The organism is Pantoea sp. AS142 (assembly GCF_037152305.1).
Lineage (GTDB): Bacteria > Pseudomonadota > Gammaproteobacteria > Enterobacterales > Enterobacteriaceae > Pantoea.
Map to the genome: position 1 here is coordinate 83,577 of NZ_JBBCMO010000003.1, position 17,360 is coordinate 100,936.

Below are 17,360 nucleotides of genomic sequence, written 5' to 3' on the forward strand. Positions count from 1 at the left end.
AGCAGAGTCGCCTATGTTAACTGATGCGCGTGTCTATGCTTACTCCGCTGTTTTAATGGGTTCGCCCATCCTGCTCAAACTCTTCGAAGACAACCAGACCCTGGCCGGACAGGTTTTCCGTCTGATTAAACAGCAGGAGAATCTCTTCACTGTTAATCGCGCGGCATCCGAAGTTATGGCGATTAATCACGCGGCAGGGCAGCATCCGGTGGTCGTCAGTCAGCCGGTGTTTGACTTGATCGCCTGCGCGCATGCGGTGAGCCTGTTGCCCGATAGCCTGTTTAATCTGGCTATCGGCCCGCTAGTGAAGTGCTGGAAAATTGGCTTCCATGGACACAGCGTTCCGTCAGAAGCCGAGCTTGAGGCGCGCATAGCGCTGACTAATCCACAGGACGTGATACTTGATGCCGTCGCTCACAGCGTAATGCTGGCCCGGCCGGGGATGGGGATTGACCTGGGTGCCATCGCCAAAGGCTATATCGCCGACTTGGTACAGGCATTTTTGCGCCAGCAGCAGGTCAGCAGTGCGCTAATTAATCTGGGCGGAAACGTGCAAACGCTAGGTGCGCCGCCAGAAGAGGCGGGCTGGGCGATCGGCCTGAAAAAACCTTTTGGTGAGGCGGATGAGCTGATCGGGGTGATTGGCGTGAATAACCGCTCGGTGGTGACGTCCGGTATCTATGAGCGTTATTTCGAGCGGGGTGGAGTCTGTTATCACCACATCCTCGACCCACGTAGTGGTTATCCGCTGGATAATGAGCTGCTGAGCGTCACCGTGATCTCCGACCGTTCGCTGGATGGCGACATCTATACTACGCTGCTTTATGGCTTAGGGCTTGAACGGGGCATTGCCCACCTGGCCGACAAACCGGGCATCGAAGCGATATTTGTGACCCGTGACAGGCAGATCATCTGCTCGTCACAACGTCACTTTTCTTTTCAGTTACTGGACACTGATTATCGGTTCACTGGCAGTATTGTTTGAGCAAAGTGTGATATTCGGGCTGCAGGCGATAGCGGTAAACCGGACGGCCCGTGACCCCGTAATGAATGCTGGTGAACAGAATATTAATCTGCGCCAACCAGATCAGGTATTTACGGCAGGAGACGCGGGAGATATTCACTTCCGTTGCCAGTTCGTCGGTGGAGAATTCAGTTCCCGGATGGGTGTCGATCCACAGGCACAAGGTGCGCAGCGTCTGCGGCGTTAATCCTTTCGGCAGTCGTTTCTGCTCACTGGCACCTGGCGGATTGCCATGCAATAACTGATCAACGTCTGACTGCTGATAGAACTGATGATTATCCATCAGCGATTTTTTCTGTCGCCAGCCGGTCAGCGCCTCTTCAAAGCGGGCAAACTGGAAAGGCTTAATCAGGTAATCTACCACCCCATAGTTGAGCGAGGTTTTAATGGTGGCCGCATCGGCTGCTGACGAGATAATAATCACATCGATCGGACGTCCAGCGCTACGCAGTTCCGGCAGCAGGTCAAGCCCGTTTTCCTGCTGCATATAGATATCCAGCAGGATCAGATCAATCTGTGGCTCGGCCTCCGCCAGGCGCTCCTTGGCCTGCTGTAAGGTTGAGGCGGTGCCGCAGCAGGTAAAGCCTGGGATCTGTCCGATATAGCAGCGATTCAGCTCGGCTACCATGGCGTCATCATCGACAACTAACACATTGATCATTGGGTAATCATTCCTCTCTCCCACGGAAGTTGCACTAAGAATTGGGTAAATACACCCGGTTCCGACTCAACACTGACGTTGCCGCCCAGGCTTTCGGTCTGCTGCTTAACCAGAAACAATCCGACACCGCGATTTTCGCCTTTTGACGAGACGCCACGTTCAAAAATGGCGCTGAGCTGCATGCCGTCGATGCCCGGTCCGTCATCACTTACTTCACAAGCTAACCAGCCGTTCTGATAATGCAGCATGAGATGAATTTCCCCTTCGGTTTCCGGGTCCAGCGCCTCAAGGGCATTTTCAATTAAATTGCCCAGCACCGTAATCAGTACTGCGCTCTGCTCCTCGCTGCCGCAGTCGGGCAGGAAACTCGCCTCATCGATAATCAGCTGATGGCCTTCATCGGTCACCCGGTTAATTTTGCTAAGCAGGAAGCCGGCAATGATCGGTGATTTGATCTTTTGTAGCAGCGAACCGATTTCCGTCTGATAGGCGTTGGCGGTTTTCAGGATGTATTCTTCCATTTGCGCATAATTTTTCATATGCAGCAGGCCCAGAATCACATGCAGCTTATTCATGAACTCATGGGACCGCTCACGTAATGCGTCTACATAGTTTACCATGCCGTCCAGACGCTGCATTAGCTGGCTGATTTCGGTTTTGTCCCTGAAAGTTGTTACCGCGCCAATAATGCGCTCACGGCTGCGAACCGGCACGGTATTGCTGATTAGGATGCGATTACCCAGGGTCAGCTCCTGATCGTGCCAGGCTCTGCCCGCATGCAGCGCATCCTGCTGATGGCGGTGCATTACGCTCTCTTCGGCAATCAGGTCGCCGCTTGTTGGCATTTCGCGGGTGGTCTCGTGCAGCAACTGTTGGGCCGCCTGGTTGATCAGGCTGACGCGCGATTGATCGTCAACTGCAATCACCCCCTCTTTGATTGAATTCAGAATCGCCTGACGCTGCTCAAACAGGCTGGAAATTTCGTGCGGTTCCAGCCCCAGCAATATGGTTTTTAGCCGTCTGACCAGAATAAGAATACCCAGCAGGCCAACCAGACCGCCAAATAAGCCGGTCCAGATGATATTCCAGCGGCTCTTTGCAACCTGCGCTGCCACATCATTCAACGCAATACCGATCGCCACCACGCCAATTTGCTGATGCTGTGCGTTATAAACCGGTGTAAATACCCTCAGTGCCTCCACCAGGACGCCATGATTTACCGCTACATTTTCTCGGCCACCAAGAGTCGGATAGATATCATTGCCGACAAAATGTTTGCCAATTACCGCAGCATTGGGGTGTGAAAAGCGAATGCCGCGCATATTCGTCACCACCACAAATAGCAGGCCGTTACGTTCGCGCGCGGCTTCAGCCAGCGGCTGAATCTGGCTACTGCCGTCTGGTACCACTAACCCGCGTTGTACTTCCGGGCTGTCCGCCAGGGTACGCGCCACCGCCATCGCCTTATCTTTAAGATGTGATTGAGCAAAGTGATCAATCTGTACAAAATAGAGCAGATGGACAGCGACCAGAACAGTGAAGATAACTGCGGTCATCATCAGGGTGGTCAGAGTACTAAGTTTCATGGGTCGTTTAGTCACGGCATGTCGGTTATGTGGTTGGCTTGTCATTGGCGTTCAGTACGGGTGGGCGGTCGCCTGGAAACATACGCTAACTCACCGCATCAGTACAGTTTTAGCCATCCTTACGCGCACCGGGCAAGCGCACGATAACAATATTTGGGTTAGGGGATTGTATAATTCAAAAGACACTATTAATGTGTGGGCAAAATATGTGAGCAAAACAGCACGCCTTTTGTAATTAAATGAAGGGTAAATTGCTATTTTTAATTTTAAAACTATTTTCACATTAACTCATAAGTAACATTATTTTAAACTTTAAGAACTTTTTTTAACCAGTACCGTCCGAGCTGTAGATTAAAATGATGAATTCAAAGAAAGTAATACCTTCCCTTTCCCTCGCGGCATTGTTAGTTTCATCAGCACTTCATGCTGAAACCTCCCCAGAAAAAACCGACGTCCTGTTAATTGGCGGCGGCATTATGAGCGCCTCAATGGGCACTATGCTGGAAGAGCTGCAGCCTGGCTGGAAACAGATCATGGTCGAGAAGCTGGATGGCGTGGCACTGGAATCCTCTAACGGCTGGAATAATGCCGGCACCGGTCACTCTGCCAACATGGAGCTGAACTATACGCCTGAGCGTAAAGACGGCTCAATCGACGTGACCAAAGCGCTGGAAATCAACGAAGCCTTTATGGTTTCACGTCAGTTCTGGAGTTCACAGATTAAAGAGGGCGTGATGCACGATCCGCGTTCTTTCATCAACTCAACCCCACACATGAGCTTTGTCTGGGGCGAGAACGTCGACTTCCTGACCAAACGTTATGCCGCATTACAGAAAACTGCGCTCTTCCAGGGCATGAAGTTCTCTACCGATCACAAACAGATTGCGCAGTGGGCGCCGTTGGTCATGGAAGGGCGTGATCCAAAGCAAAAAGTGGCCGCAACCTGGACCCCAGTGGGCACCGACGTAAACTATGGTGAGATTACCCGTCAGTTGATCGGTAGCCTGAAGAAGAATGATAACTTCCGTCTGGAAACCTCGTCTGAAGTCACCGATTTCAAACGTAACGGCGATAACTCCTGGCACGTCACAATTAAAGATGCCAAAAGCGGCAACGAACGTGCGGTTGACGCGCGATATGTCTTCATTGGTGCGGGCGGCGGTGCGCTGAAATTACTGCAGAAGACCGGCATCCCGGAAGCGGAAAATTATGCAGGTTTCCCGGTGGGAGGGTCATTCCTGGTCACCGAAAATAGCGCAATTGCCGATCGGCACCTGGCGAAAGTCTATGGTCAGGCGTCAACGGGTGCACCTCCGATGTCCGTTCCGCATCTGGATACCCGTTATCTGGATGGCAAACGCGTCGTGCTGTTTGGACCCTTTGCGACCTTCTCAACCAAGTTCCTGAAAAACGGGTCGCTGTTTGATCTGCTGAGCACCACCACCACCCATAACATCGTGCCAATGACCGACGTGGGTATGGATAACTTCGACCTGGTGAAATACCTGGTTGGACAGGTAATGCTGACGGAAGAAGATCGCTTTGAAGCGCTGAAAGAGTACTACCCGGACGCGAAGAAAGAGGACTGGAAACTGATTCAGGCCGGTCAGCGTGTGCAGATCATCAAAAAAGATGCGGACAAAGGTGGCGTGTTGAAACTCGGTACAGAAATTGTGACCGATCAGCAGAAAACCGTAGCTGCACTGCTGGGCGCCTCTCCGGGCGCCTCTACCGCAGCACCTATCGCCTTAAGCGTGATGCAGAAGCTGTTCCCGGAAGAGTTCAAATCAGCGGAATGGCAGGCCAGGATCCACAAGATGATTCCAGGCTACGGTCAGAAACTGAATGACAACGTGCCTTTGCTGCAGCAGGTCTGGAATGAGACCGCGTCGACCCTGCAACTGACCACGCCGCCAGTGATTAACATGGATGGCAAATCAGCCGAGGCGCCGGCAGCACAGCCTGAGCCTGCAGCGCCTTCAGCAAAACACGACATGGCGCTCTAAAAGAGATCTGGCGTAAAAAAAAGCCCGCACAGGCTATCCTGCGCGGGCTTTTTTATTGTCGATTTGCTTGTCTGTTACTCCGGCTGGTTGCCACGCCAGTTACCCCAGGGATCTTCCACGGGTGCCTGATCCGCTTTTTCAGCCGGTTCGTTGCGAGATGCCGGTTTCACTTTTAACGAGTTGAGGTAGAGCGCTTCGACTTCAGCCCGCGCCCACGGCGTACGCCGTAAAAACTTCAGGCTCGATTTAACGCTGGGATCGCTTTTAAAACAGTTAATATTGATCCGTTTTCCCAGTTCCGCCCAGCCATACTGCGCCACCAGACTGTTTATCTGCATCTCCAGCGTTACGCCATGCAGAGGATCTTTTGAGGGTTGTGCGTTCATCATCTATCCGCCTGATTCAGTCAATGCCGCACATCCTGGCAATCGTCAAGCGGTTGTGCAAGGACCAGACGGTGAAAAAGGGCCGGTGGTGGCGCGCTAACCGCAGATTTATGTGTCTGTGTTAACGCGACAAGCAGAAGAACGCGCAGGAATGCAGCGATTGTGTTAATCATAAGCGACTGAGGATACTTCAAAAAGGATCGCCTGCCATGACTGCGCCCGTCGATAATCTGCTCAGCTCTGCCAGCCACAAACGTGCCCTGATTGCCGGTTCAGTAGGTAATTTTATTGAATGGTATGAATTTGCCGTTTATGGCTTTCTTGCCACCGTGATTGCGCAGAACTTTTTTCGGCTGGAAGGAGAGTCCGCATTGACCGGGCTGCTGCTGACTTACGCGTCATTCGCCATCGCCTTTTTCTTCCGTCCACTGGGCGCAATCATTTTTGGCCGGATAGGTGACCGAATCGGGCGCAAGCCTACGCTGATTTTTGTGTTGATCATGATGACGCTGGCGACGGCCGCTCTCGGCCTGGTCCCCACCTACGCTCAGCTTGGGGTGCTGGCACCCCTGATCGTGACCGGTCTGCGTATTCTGCAGGGGCTGTTCGCCGGGGGCGAGTATGGCGGGGCGGTGTCACTGATGACGGAGGTTGCGCCACTCGGCAAGCGGGGCCTGTATGGTGCGTGGCAATCCTTTACCGTGGCGCTGGGATTACTGACAGGCGCAGGCGTTGTAGCGCTGCTCTCAGTGCTGCTGTCGTCGGAGCAGATGCTGAGTTGGGGCTGGCGCATCCCGTTTTTGATCGCCCTGCCGCTGGGCGTTCTGGCACTCTGGCTGCGGGTTCAGATGGAGGAGACCCCGGCATTTATTAAGCAGCAGGCGCAACCCGTTGCGAAGGTTGACGCCAGCCTGCGAGATACGCTGAAAACGATTCTGCTCGGAATATGCCGGCTGATGGTATGGTCGGCAGCGGGTTACACCTGGCTGGTGGTTATGCCGACTTATCTGCAGTCATCGCTGCATACCGGCTTTAATCAGGCACTGCTGATTGCGGTGATATCGAACCTCGGCTTTGCTGCCACTATCATTCCGGCCGGAATGCTGAGCGACAGGGTTGGCCGCCGCACCGTGATGGTGGCGGCAGCGGTATTGCTGCTGGTGCTTTCGCTACCGCTGCTAAACGTGCTGCAGTCCGAAAGCGCCGGGCTACTGCTGAAAGCGCTGGTGGTGTTTATCGCGGGTGGGGTTGTTGGATTGCTGGCCGGGCCAGGACCCGCGATGCTGGCAGAGATGTTTCCGACGCGGGTACGCTATACCGGACTGGGTCTGGCCTATTCGCTTTCGAACGCGGTCTTTTCCGGCTGCGCTGGATTGATCATCACCGCGATGATTAAACAGACTGGTAATCCTGATATCCCCGCCTGGTATGTGATGGCGACAGCGCTGGTCAGTATTGTTGCGCTGATGACCCTCAACAAAGATGACCATCTTCGGCTACTGGATGAGCCACCGTCGCGCTGACGGGGCGTGGTAGCCAGCCTATCGCACCCTGGCTGTCGGCAATGAGAATAATTGCGGCCAATACTAAAGCCGCAAGAATGATTGCTATTTAACGCATACTAATAAAATTCATTTCCTGATAGTTCTGGCGTGATAGCTGATAAACAGAGATTGAATTCTGGCAGGTATAAACTTGATGACAACACGGATAGGGAGTGCTGGAGGGCAGATTTTCATTCTTTGTATCTGCTACAGAAACATCAGGAAAACCGACGGTGCAGGGGGCATATCTGAAAAAAGGGCGCCTTCAGGCGCCCTTTATTGAATGTGTGCTGGATAACTACACCCGCTGCTGTGCCGTGGTTTCCACCAACGTCAGCAACACTTTGATATCTTCCAGCGTCACTGTAGGGTTAAGCAGCGTCATCTTCAGGCAGGTCACGCCATCATGCTCGGTTACGCCAACGTTAGCGCGGCCTGACTCCAGCAGGGCATCACCGATACGCTGGTTCAGCAGGCCAAGATCCGCATTGCTGAAGTGTGCCAGATGTGCCGGACGATAGCGGAAAAGCACACTGGCCAGCTGCGGCTTCATCACCAGCTCCAGTGCAGGCTGCTCATCGACGTGTTGGGCAACCTGCTGCGCCAGTGTCACACCGTGATCAATGATTTCGGCATACTGCTTCTGACCCAGTGCTTCCAGACCCATCCACAGTTTTAGTGCATCAAAACGGCGGGTTGTCTGAAGGGATTTCGACACCAGGTTCGGCACGCCCTGCGCTTCATCAAATTCAGAGTTCAGGTAGGCCGCCTGGTAGCGCATCAGCTCGTAGTGACGCGCCTCCTTCAGCAGGAAAGCACCACAACTGATGGTCTGGAAGAACTGCTTGTGGAAGTCCAGGGTGATGGAATCGACCAACTCAATGCCATCCAGATAATCACGATACTGCTCAGAGAGCAGCAGCGCGCCACCCCAGGCTGCATCAACGTGCACCCAGATATTCTCTTTTGCCGCCAGCGCTGCAATTTCACGCAGGGGATCGATAGCACCGGCATCGGTGGTACCCGCCGTGGCAACAATCGCCAGAATCTGCTCGCCGTTGGCTTTGGAGGTGGTCAGCTTGTGGCGCAGGTCATCCATATCCATGCGGGCAAAGCGATCGGTTTTCACCTGCGTGACGGACTGATAGCCCAGACCCAGCAGCGCCATGTTTTTTTGTACCGAGAAGTGCGCGTTTTCTGAGCAGAAGACTTTGATCTTTTTAAGATCGCCGGTTAAGCCATCCTGCTGTACCGAATGCCCCTGGCGTGCAAACCAGGCGTCACGCGCCAGCATCAGGCCCATCAGGTTGCTCTGGGTGCCGCCGCTGGTGAAGACGCCTGCGTCGCCTGGCTGATAACCGACCTGCGTACGCAGCCACTCAATCAGCTTCATCTCAATCAGGGTGGCAGAAGGTGCCTGATCCCATGAATCCATGCTCTGATTGGTGGCGTTGATCAATACTTCCGCTGCCTGGCTGATGACCAGGCTCGGGCAGTGCAGATGCGCTACACACTGTGGGTGATGCACAGACAGGCTGTCCTTGAGGAAGTACTCAATGGCGCGTTCAATCGCGGCCTGGTTGCCCAGGCCCTGAGGATTGAAGTCCAGCTTGATGCGTTCACGCAGCTCTGCGACGGTTTTTCCCTGATACATCTCAGGTTGTTCCAGCCACTTAACGACGGCCGCACTACTCTGGGCAATCGCCTGCTGGTAGGCCTCGGTACTTTGTGCTGAGGCCGCCAGAATCGGGTTTAACCGGGACATTGCATTCACTCCACTCAAACTGGTTTCACGCCAGCACACAGCAGGGCGTTTTCAAATTTATCCATAAACACGTCCAGCTCTGCATCCGTGATCAGCAGGGATGGCAGCAGGCGTAATACGCTGCCGTGACGTCCGCCACGCTCCAGAATCAGGCCGTTCTCGAAACATTTTTTCTGCACCAGCGCGGAAAGCTCGCCGTCAGCCGGGAAGCTGCCCATATGGTCGGCGGCTTCGTCAGGTTTTACCAGCTCAATGCCGATCATCAGACCCAGACCACGCACGTTGCCGATCACCGGGTAACGCTGCTGCAGCTCGCCCAGTTTGCCTTTCAGCCATTCGCCCTGTGCCGCAACTTTGTCGGCGATGTTGTTGTCCTTCAGCAGCTTCAGCGTGGTCAGACCGGTCGCCATTGCCAGCTGGTTGCCGCGGAAGGTGCCGGTGTGATGACCCGGAGACCAGGCGTCGAACTCTTTCTTAATGCCCAATACCGCCAGTGGCAGACCGCCGCCGACCGCTTTTGACATTACGATAATGTCTGGCTCAATATCGGCGTGCTCAAAGGCGAAGAACTTACCGGTACGGGCAAAGCCCGCCTGCACTTCATCAAGGATAAGCAGAATGCCATGCTCTTTGGTCACTTTGCGGATGCGCTGCAGCCACTCAGCCGGAGCCGGGTTAACGCCGCCTTCACCCTGAACAGCTTCCAGAATCACCGCCGCAGGTTTGCGTACACCGCTCTCAACGTCGTTGATCAGGTTTTCGAAGTAGTAAGTCAGCGCTTTCACGCCGGCTTCTCCGCCAATGCCCAGCGGGCAGCGGTAGAGGTGCGGATAAGGCATGAACTGCACTTCCGGCATCATCCCGTCGACAGCTTCTTTTGGTGACAGATTGCCGGTGACTGACAAGGCACCGTGGGTCATACCGTGATAAGCACCAGAGAAACTGATCACGCCGGAACGGCCAGTATGTTTTTTCGCCAATTTCAGCGCCGCTTCAACAGCATCTGCACCGGACGGGCCGGTAAACTGCAGGCAGTATTCTTTGCCCTGGCCCGGTAATAAGGAGAGCAGGAACTCAGAAAACTCATCTTTTAACGGCGTGGTTAAATCGAGAGTATGTAACGGCAAGCCGCTGGTAATGACATGTTGAATGCTCTGCAGAACGTCTGGATGGTTATGACCTAACGCCAGCGTTCCGGCACCAGCAAGGCAATCGAGATACTGATTGTTCTCGACGTCGGTAATCCAGACACCCTGAGCTTTCGCAATTGCGAACGGCAATTTGCGAGGATAACTTCGAACGTTTGATTCAAATTCAGCCTGACGGGCTAAATAGGTTTCGTTGGTTGCGTTTAAGTTCTGTGCATTCAAACTATCAATACGGACTTTATCCGTCATCATATCTCTCCTACAACCGGGACGGGCGTCGCGTCACAGTTGAAAAAATGAATTAAAATCGGTGGCTATGTTTAAAGCGCGGCCAATATAGGTGTTTTTAAGGTCCGACTCAATGTTTAATTTCATCGGCAGATATCTGATTCTTTGCTATAGGAATCAATCATTTGGTGGGTTTATGAGCGCATACATTATTGCCGCTTCGTTAACGGCTTTCTAATAAATGGCGTAAAAACACCAGCTTACCCCGTTCCGTATGCACTAAGTTAATGATAATAATCTGTGTAAACAGCTGTTTCCGGCGAAAAACGCCATCAAAAAAGGGACTTTTCAGACGGAAAAAGCATAAGTCTGTTTAACTGCCGAAGTCGCACTTATAGCGACAAAAAACCGCAGACTAAATAAAATAACAAACCTTTTATTAACATTTAATTAAAATCTGGCCATGGCTTAACCTTAAATAATGCTATTAATCCGCTTTCTGACAGAACAAGATCAATAAACTGGGTTAAGTCAGCCAGCACTTCACTTGCTTTAGCTTCAGAAGGATTAATCGTGAGTAAATCGGCAGAGCCGTTAAGCATGGCGCTGATTTGACTGCCGGTGCGGGGAACATCAGTGCAACGCCCTGCTCCGACCGTGACGCCGTCACTTTGGCGTGCTGGCCAGCTTACAGATTCGTCTCTCCGATCGCGAAGCCTGCAGTTATCTGGCCATCGGAAGCGGGGTGGCTGTGCGGTTTGCTGTTACCATCGTGGTGATGTCCAGTCGTGGCGGTACCGATGTCGTCACATCTATTCGATTATTCGGTGATGACCTGGATGTGGATGCTTGCCAGGAGCCTGGATGATAGTCCGCAGCTACTGAAGACATATTCACAGCTGACGAATTGTGGCCGCCGGGTAAAAATACCGGCACGCACTGATTTGCCCGATTCAGCCTCTGCTTACGTTGAGGTTTACCTCCCTGCTAAGAGCATAAACATCCGCCCGACTTTAAACGGCGGCTGATCTTAAGTGTACTGACCCGGTCCAGGGCTGGCAGCAAGCGAGGCCTCGGGGCGGCCTAAAAGTCCAGTCCACCTGGTGCAAAAGCCCTGAATCCATATAAGACGACCTCTAGCCAGGCACCTCCGTGTCTGTGTCAACTCAAAACGTTTGAGACGGTTATCGGAAACGCCGTAACCCATAAAAAAGGGCCGGGTTACCGCTGCCGTCACGGTGCACCAGGCCACAAAATGGGTTGCTAAGCGCACCCTTACTTTTTATAGTCTGACCGCTTCATCCGGACGGGAACAGAGTCTGCTTTCTCCCTCCGGCTCACTTCAGTTTTTTCAGTTCAGGCCATTGGGAATCAATTTTGTTAAGAAAAAATCATAAAACCGACGATGCCGGTTTTGTCTGCTGGGCATTACTGGCGCTTGCGCTGGGCGGTTTTGGCATCGGCACGGGAGAGTTCATCATGATGGGCCTGCTGCCAGATGTTTCACGCTCACTGGCGATTACCGAACCCCAGGCGGGCAACGCCATCGCCAGTTACGCGCTGGGCGTGGTGATTGGCGCGCCATTTATTGCGGTGCTGGCAGCGCGGATGGCGCGGAAATCGCTGTTGCTGATCCTGATGGCGCTGTTCAGCATCGGCAATGTCGCCAGTGCGATGGCCGAGAGTTATCACGGACTGATCGTGGCGCGTTTTCTGACTGGCCTTCCGCACGGGGCTTACTTTGGTGTGGCCTCGCTGGTGGCAGCCTCATTGGTATCGATTGAACGGCGCGGCCGCGCACTGGCGTGGCTAATGCTGGGACTCACGGTGGCGACCCTCATTGGCGTGCCGCTGGGTTCCTGGATCGGGCAGTTATTTAGCTGGCACGTGGTGTTCACTTTTGTAGGTGCGATTGGTCTGCTGACCTGTTTGTTGATTGGCCGTTACGTGCCTTATACGCCTGGCGATGTGAATGCGCATCCGCTGCGCGAACTGGGTGCGCTGAAAAACGCGCAGGTGCTGTTGACCCTGCTGGTGGGCGCGGTGGGATTTGGCGGAATGTTCGCTATTTTCAGTTATATCGCACCGACGCTGATTAACATCGCCGGCATTTCTCCCTCGCTAATTCCCTGGGCGATGGTGGCGTTTGGGCTGGGGATGATCATCGGCAATTTGGTGGGTGGCAGACTGGCTGATGGCCCGGTGCTGTACATTATCGGCTGGACACTGTTGTGGAACGTGATGGTGATGCTGGCCTTCCCGTTACTGGTTCAGCACGTGGCAACCGGACTGCTGGCGACTTTCCTGATTGGCACCTGCTCGGTGCTACTGCCATCGTTACAGATTCGCCTGATGGATGTCGCCAATGATTCGCAAACGCTGGCGGCCGCAATGAACCACTCTGCGCTGAACATTGCCAATGCGATGGGTGCTTATCTGGGTGGCCTGACGGTGTCACTGGGCTATGGCTGGATTTCCACCGCCTGGGTGGGCGTTGCGCTGGGCGTGGCGGGTCTGCTGGTCTTTATAATAACGGCGCGACATGCTGCCCGTCATCAGGTTTAACTGGACTGATACCGGCAAAGCAGGGCGCAGTGATATTTGTTAGTGCATCACTGCGCTTTATTTGTACCTGGCCGCTGTATGGTTTTTCAACAACCTTCACGGCTGCGTTTTTATTTTCTGAACGTTCAGAGAATTTATCCTTCGGCCAGCCTGGAAGTTTAAAAAGGATAGGAAAATCAATAAAGGCGCTCCGGACGTCTGGATGTTAAAATTAAATTAAAATAATGTTTGCTAAAGTCAGACAGGCATGACTTAATAGCGTTCTCGGTTTGGAACACAGACCTTATCAAAGCAGTTTTAGTAAAGCAGTCCTCAGTGCAAGCGATATCACCAGATACCCCTTATTCATGAGTCTCCTCCTAAAAGCCTGGTAAGTTACCTTCTGAAAGACAGGCCATCTTCGCCACTCAGTGGCTCATAAATTAAGGAAATATCGATGTCTAATAAAATGACTGGTTTAGTAAAATGGTTTGACGCTGGTAAAGGTTTCGGTTTTATCTCTCCTCAGGATGGCAGCAAAGATGTATTCGTACATTTCTCTGCAATTCAGAGCAACGATTATAAAACTCTTGACGAAGGTCAGCAGGTCGAATTCACGATTGAAAACGGCGCTAAAGGCCCTTCAGCGGCAAACGTTGTTCCTATGTAAGCCTTAATGATCAATCACGCTTACAATCGCGATGACGGCAACAGCCTGAGCAGATAAGCATGAAATTGGTCGTTAATGAAAACCCGCCTTGTGCGGGTTTTTTGCGTTCAGGATTTGCTGAATGTCTGACCGTTGATTTTTGTCCGCGACAGATACCCGCACAAGTCGGTAAAGCGGCAAAAAGTATTCAACGCACGCTGGCACCCAGCCACTGCTGCAATGCTATTAGCTCCGTGCGCTGCTCTGGAAAATCGTCCATCAGCTGACTCAGCACAGCCTCCAGTGCATCGGGCCGATAGGTGGTACCCTGAAGCCGCTGCGCCAGCGTTTCCAGCGGCGCAGGATTAAGGCTGTCGCTGAAAATCTGACAGCGGCTGATCACGCCGCGTTCGACATCAAAGTGAATCTCTACACTGCCCCAGATAAAGCGCTGGTCCAGAAGGTGTAAGAAGTCAGGTGCCTGGCCGAAGTTCCACTCCCAGCTACTCTGCCGCGCAAACTGCTGTTCAAAACCGGGCAGGTCGGGCAGGGCGTCGGGAGAGATTATCTCCGGCTCGCAGCGCTCTCCGTAATGTTCAAAAAATGCGTCAGTCACCGCTGAGCAGATCGCCTGATAGCAGATTCCGGGCGTTAATTCCGCCAGATTAGCTACCCTGGCACGCACTGACGTTATGCCTTTAGCCTGCAATTTTTTCACATCAGGATTAAGGTAATCAGCCAGTCGTGAGAGGTCAGCATCCATCAGAATGGTGCCATGATGAAAACCACGATCCGGCGTTTCACGGTAGGCTGAACCCGAGATTTTGCGCTGTCCGTCAGAGGTGTTGACGACTAAATCATTGCGACCGGACGCTTCAGCGGGAACACCAAGCGAGGTCAGTGCCCGTAGGATGATGGCGGTAGAGACGCTTTTATCGTACTCCGGCTTACCGGCCATAAAGGTAAAACAGCAATTGCCGAGATCGTGAAACACCGCGCCACCGCCGCTGCTGCGGCGTGCCAGCCGGATGCCATCTTCGGCCATGCGTCGGGTGTTGCACTCTTTCCACGGATTCTGTGCCCGCCCAATGACCACCGTTTCCGCATTGCGCCACAAAAACAGCACCCGCTGGCTGGCGGGCATCTGGCAGAAAATGCATGCTTCTACCGCCAGATTAAACCAGGGATCGTTGGATTCAGATAAGAGTAAACGCAGTGTGGACATGGGTGGCTTCCGTTCCTGAAGAGATGAGGCCCCTGGGACAGGGCAGAATGCCGAGTCTATCAGCAGGGGGGCGGAGCCGCGTGCCTCTTTATGCCGTGATGCTGCGGAATAAAGCCAAATGCCGTCTGCAGGGCAATGACGGCTGTCCACAGCACAGTATCGTGCCGGTATCGATGCTGAGTGTGCTGACTCCCCTGCTTTTTGGGTTTTGACGGCAAAGAATTGGATCACGTGGTATCACTCCCGCTGACGATTCTGGCACAGCTTTCAAGAGAAATTGGCCGTTGGGCCTGCGAACGGGTGCTCCAGATAATTATCAGGCGGACTCCTCGCGTCAGCGCGCAGTGATGTCGGGTGCGCTGCTGTGCGCGACTCTTTCAGGGTGAGGAGCAACAGCGATAACCCTGCCGGACGATAGCTATGCTTACATTTATCTGTCGCGCGGCAGTGGCCGACAATTTAATGCCGGTGACGCGGCGAAGGGGCGCGATGAGAAAAGGCTGTCGTTCAGTCACGATGAAGGGGCGGAGGGGGCGTTATTCGTTCGGCATCCAAATCATGTCAATCATCCAACCCGCTAATGCTCAAACTGCGCAGTCACACCGCACAGTTTGAGATTGTTGATTAAATCTGTCATGGCGAGCTGTAAGAGCGAGCCTGCGCAGCGAATCCGGCCAGAACGGAAAGACGCGAAAGCCGTCCTTCCTGACTCGCTCGCACCGTCCCTGGCGTGGGATGCTTTCCTGTTCTGATCGTGTTCCCTGCGCGTTGAGCTTCTTCGTTGCGGCCAGATTCAGCCTGATTCGGGTTTGTCGGTAGTCTGGAACTGCGTGACCTCAGTTGCGCAGTGTTTTTGCATCACTGCGCGTTAAGAAACGCCAGCAGATCCTGATTCAGCTGTTCCTGATGCGTCACCGCAAAACCATGTGGCGCATTGTCATAAACCTTGAGTTCAGCACCCTCAATCATTTCAGCTACCACTTTGCCGGTAGATTCAAACGGGACGATCTGGTCGTTGCTGCCATGAATAACCAGCGTCGGTACATTCACTTTCGCCACGTCAGCACGGAAATCGGTTTCCGCGAAGGCGGTGACACAATCGACAGTGCTTTTCAGCGAGGCGAGCAATGCAATGTTCAGCGTCTGCGTCATAACGCCATCAGATACCGTCTGTCCTGCATTGGTGCCATAAAAGGGCGTAGCGAATGTTTTGATAAACTGCGCGCGATCCTTAAGCAGGCCATCACGAATCCCTTCAAACACCGACATATCGACACCCTGCGGGTAGTCTGCCGTTTTGCCAAGGATGGGCGTGACGGCACCGAGCAGCGCCAGCGCCGCGACCCGATCACTGCCATAACTGCCAATGTAACGCGTGATATCGCCGCCGCCCATAGAGAAACCAACCAGCGTCACATTCTGCAGGTCGAGATGGGTGATTAAATCGTTGATATCAGATGCAAAGGTATCGTAGTTATTACCGGACCAGGGCTGATCAGAGCGACCAAAGCCACGACGGTCAAATGCAATAACCCGGTAACCGTGCTCAGCCAGGAAGTTCATCTGGCTGTCCCACATATCTGCATCCAGCGGCCAGCCGTGGCTGAACAAAACAGGCTTACCGGTTCCCCAGTCTTTGAAGTAGATCTGTGTGCCGTCGGTCGTTTTAAACATGCTCATGGTATTGCCCTCGGTATGACGTGATGGATAATAAGATGGTGCTGCGCCAGTCACATTAGCGTCACCAAATAGTGAACCGTGGGTGAATTTTCACCCGGATGAAAAGCAAGAACCCGCTGCTCTATCTTTTACTTTGATGGCGTAGTGCGCTTTCTGACGCAGAGGGTCGACCCAGGAGCCGACCCCAAACATCTCAACGAATATGCCTGACTACAGAATAGCTTCATAAAGAGACCCGTTGAGGGTATTGCTGTATATCCTGCGTGCCGATGGTAAAAGCATATTCATCATCAATATTAATCCGTTATTCGTAATTCACCATGACCGGCCCGCGTTCGTTACAGATATTGCGCGCGGAAGCACTTATACCATTCCCCATCATAATGGGCCTGAGATCCCTATTAATCCGCCAGCGCCAGAGGGTGATCCCGCTCGACCTGCCGGGGTAACTACACAACAGCAGCGGCTTCAGAGCAGGCGATTGCGTCGGTTCTTTGCCGATGATATCGCGCAGGGCGTCAGGATTGATCCCTGGCGCTAAGCCGATTCGTCAGCGCGGGTTGTCACCGTCGCGGCGTCAATGTTTTATAAGATGTGATTCATAGAGGTCCAACAGCCTGATCATCACCGTTTTCCCCGGCGTGGCTAACCCTAATGTCATTGGTGATTTGCACCAGTACAATTTTCTATCGTGGTCTGGCGTTGATGTTTCTGCAAAGCATCGTATACAGAGTGCTTGCTTTTATGGTGAAAAAAAGTCAATGAAGCTCACTATATAGTTACAACATACGTATATATTATAGAATAGCCCTAATCATTATCCTGCAAAAGGGTTGTCTTGCAGTCGACTCTTTCAGCGAACCTGCCCGAGCTGAAGGCCATTACCTGAAAAATTATCAGATCCAGATTAAGAC

The 17,360-nt window shown here is 53.0% G+C and carries 12 protein-coding genes and 1 pseudogene; 6 read left to right on the forward strand and 7 right to left on the reverse strand.

The annotated features are described in order from the left end of the window. The first annotated feature begins 13 nt into the window (after positions 1-13). Entirely contained in the window at positions 14-985 is a 972-nt protein-coding gene (locus WFO64_RS08390; protein ID WP_337010672.1) for an FAD:protein FMN transferase, read from the forward strand. Here the strand turns inward: WFO64_RS08390 and dcuR are convergent. Then, positions 966-1,685 (reverse strand): two-component system response regulator DcuR, encoded by a 720-nt coding sequence (dcuR, locus tag WFO64_RS08395; RefSeq protein ID WP_337010674.1) that lies wholly within the window; start codon positions 1,683-1,685, stop codon positions 966-968. The genes WFO64_RS08390 and dcuR overlap by 20 nt on opposite strands. Continuing rightward, positions 1,682-3,316: a DcuS/MalK family sensor histidine kinase gene (gene dcuS, locus WFO64_RS08400; RefSeq protein WP_442956137.1), complete on the reverse strand. Its 1,635-nt coding sequence runs from the start codon at positions 3,314-3,316 to the stop codon at positions 1,682-1,684. The genes dcuR and dcuS overlap by 4 nt, the downstream gene beginning before the upstream one ends. A 311-nt stretch (positions 3,317-3,627) precedes the next feature. Here dcuS and mqo point away from each other — a divergent pair, with 311 nt between their 5' ends. Continuing rightward, complete coding sequence (gene mqo / locus WFO64_RS08405; RefSeq protein WP_337010677.1) at positions 3,628-5,277, forward strand: malate dehydrogenase (quinone); 1,650 nt, start codon at positions 3,628-3,630, stop codon at positions 5,275-5,277. Positions 5,278-5,351: 74 nt separating this feature from the next. On the opposite strand, the gene WFO64_RS08410 is transcribed toward mqo, so the two are convergent. Further along, a complete protein-coding gene (locus WFO64_RS08410; protein ID WP_337011032.1) occupies positions 5,352-5,663 on the reverse strand; it encodes a VF530 family protein in 312 nt (103 codons plus the stop codon). 209 nt (positions 5,664-5,872) lie between these two features. Here WFO64_RS08410 and WFO64_RS08415 point away from each other — a divergent pair, with 209 nt between their 5' ends. Continuing rightward, a complete protein-coding gene (locus WFO64_RS08415; RefSeq protein ID WP_337010679.1) occupies positions 5,873-7,186 on the forward strand; it encodes an MFS transporter in 1,314 nt (437 codons plus the stop codon). A 319-nt stretch (positions 7,187-7,505) separates the two neighbouring features. Here the strand turns inward: WFO64_RS08415 and WFO64_RS08420 are convergent, their stop codons facing one another. After that, a complete protein-coding gene (locus WFO64_RS08420; protein ID WP_337010681.1) occupies positions 7,506-8,972 on the reverse strand; it encodes a pyridoxal phosphate-dependent decarboxylase family protein in 1,467 nt (488 codons plus the stop codon). 14 nt (positions 8,973-8,986) lie between these two features. After that, positions 8,987-10,372, reverse strand: a complete 1,386-nt coding sequence (locus WFO64_RS08425) for a diaminobutyrate--2-oxoglutarate transaminase (RefSeq protein WP_337010683.1) — start codon at positions 10,370-10,372, stop codon at positions 8,987-8,989. 640 nt (positions 10,373-11,012) lie between these two features. Between WFO64_RS08425 and WFO64_RS08430 the strand changes: the two are divergent. From WFO64_RS08430 to cspE, 3 genes and pseudogenes are all read left to right on the forward strand, one after another. Next, positions 11,013-11,291 (forward strand): annotated as a pseudogene (locus tag WFO64_RS08430) (ABC transporter six-transmembrane domain-containing protein); the annotation flags it as partial. Between the two features lie 434 nt (positions 11,292-11,725). Then, positions 11,726-12,913 (forward strand): MFS transporter, encoded by a 1,188-nt coding sequence (locus WFO64_RS08435; protein ID WP_337010686.1) that lies wholly within the window; start codon positions 11,726-11,728, stop codon positions 12,911-12,913. Between the two features lie 436 nt (positions 12,914-13,349). Further along, the gene (gene cspE, locus WFO64_RS08440; RefSeq protein WP_003855207.1) at positions 13,350-13,562 is read left to right on the forward strand and encodes a transcription antiterminator/RNA stability regulator CspE; all 213 of its coding nucleotides are present in this window, start codon (positions 13,350-13,352) and stop codon (positions 13,560-13,562) included. Positions 13,563-13,749: 187 nt separating this feature from the next. Here cspE and WFO64_RS08445 read toward each other — a convergent pair whose 3' ends face one another. Both WFO64_RS08445 and WFO64_RS08450 read right to left on the reverse strand, forming a co-directional pair. After that, a complete protein-coding gene (locus WFO64_RS08445) occupies positions 13,750-14,766 on the reverse strand; it encodes a lipoate--protein ligase A (RefSeq protein ID WP_337010688.1) in 1,017 nt (338 codons plus the stop codon). An 858-nt stretch (positions 14,767-15,624) separates the two neighbouring features. Continuing rightward, positions 15,625-16,446, reverse strand: coding sequence for an alpha/beta fold hydrolase (locus WFO64_RS08450; protein WP_337010690.1), 822 nt, complete (start codon positions 16,444-16,446; stop codon positions 15,625-15,627). Between the last annotated feature and the right edge of the window lie 914 nt (positions 16,447-17,360).

Excerpts from the sequence above, each read along its gene's own strand:
- WFO64_RS08390 (WP_337010672.1), top strand. The coding sequence starts at position 14 with ATGTTAACTGATGCGCGTGTCTATGCTTACTCCGCTGTTTTAATGGGT.
- dcuR (WP_337010674.1), bottom strand. The coding sequence starts at position 1,685 with ATGATCAATGTGTTAGTTGTCGATGATGACGCCATGGTAGCCGAGCTG.
- dcuS (WP_442956137.1), bottom strand. The coding sequence starts at position 3,316 with ATGACAAGCCAACCACATAACCGACATGCCGTGACTAAACGACCCATG.
- mqo (WP_337010677.1), top strand. The coding sequence starts at position 3,628 with ATGATGAATTCAAAGAAAGTAATACCTTCCCTTTCCCTCGCGGCATTG.
- WFO64_RS08410 (WP_337011032.1), bottom strand. The coding sequence starts at position 5,663 with ATGAACGCACAACCCTCAAAAGATCCTCTGCATGGCGTAACGCTGGAG.
- WFO64_RS08415 (WP_337010679.1), top strand. The coding sequence starts at position 5,873 with ATGACTGCGCCCGTCGATAATCTGCTCAGCTCTGCCAGCCACAAACGT.
- WFO64_RS08420 (WP_337010681.1), bottom strand. The coding sequence starts at position 8,972 with ATGTCCCGGTTAAACCCGATTCTGGCGGCCTCAGCACAAAGTACCGAG.
- WFO64_RS08425 (WP_337010683.1), bottom strand. The coding sequence starts at position 10,372 with ATGATGACGGATAAAGTCCGTATTGATAGTTTGAATGCACAGAACTTA.
- cspE (WP_003855207.1), top strand. The coding sequence starts at position 13,350 with ATGTCTAATAAAATGACTGGTTTAGTAAAATGGTTTGACGCTGGTAAA.
- WFO64_RS08445 (WP_337010688.1), bottom strand. The coding sequence starts at position 14,766 with ATGTCCACACTGCGTTTACTCTTATCTGAATCCAACGATCCCTGGTTT.
- WFO64_RS08450 (WP_337010690.1), bottom strand. The coding sequence starts at position 16,446 with ATGAGCATGTTTAAAACGACCGACGGCACACAGATCTACTTCAAAGAC.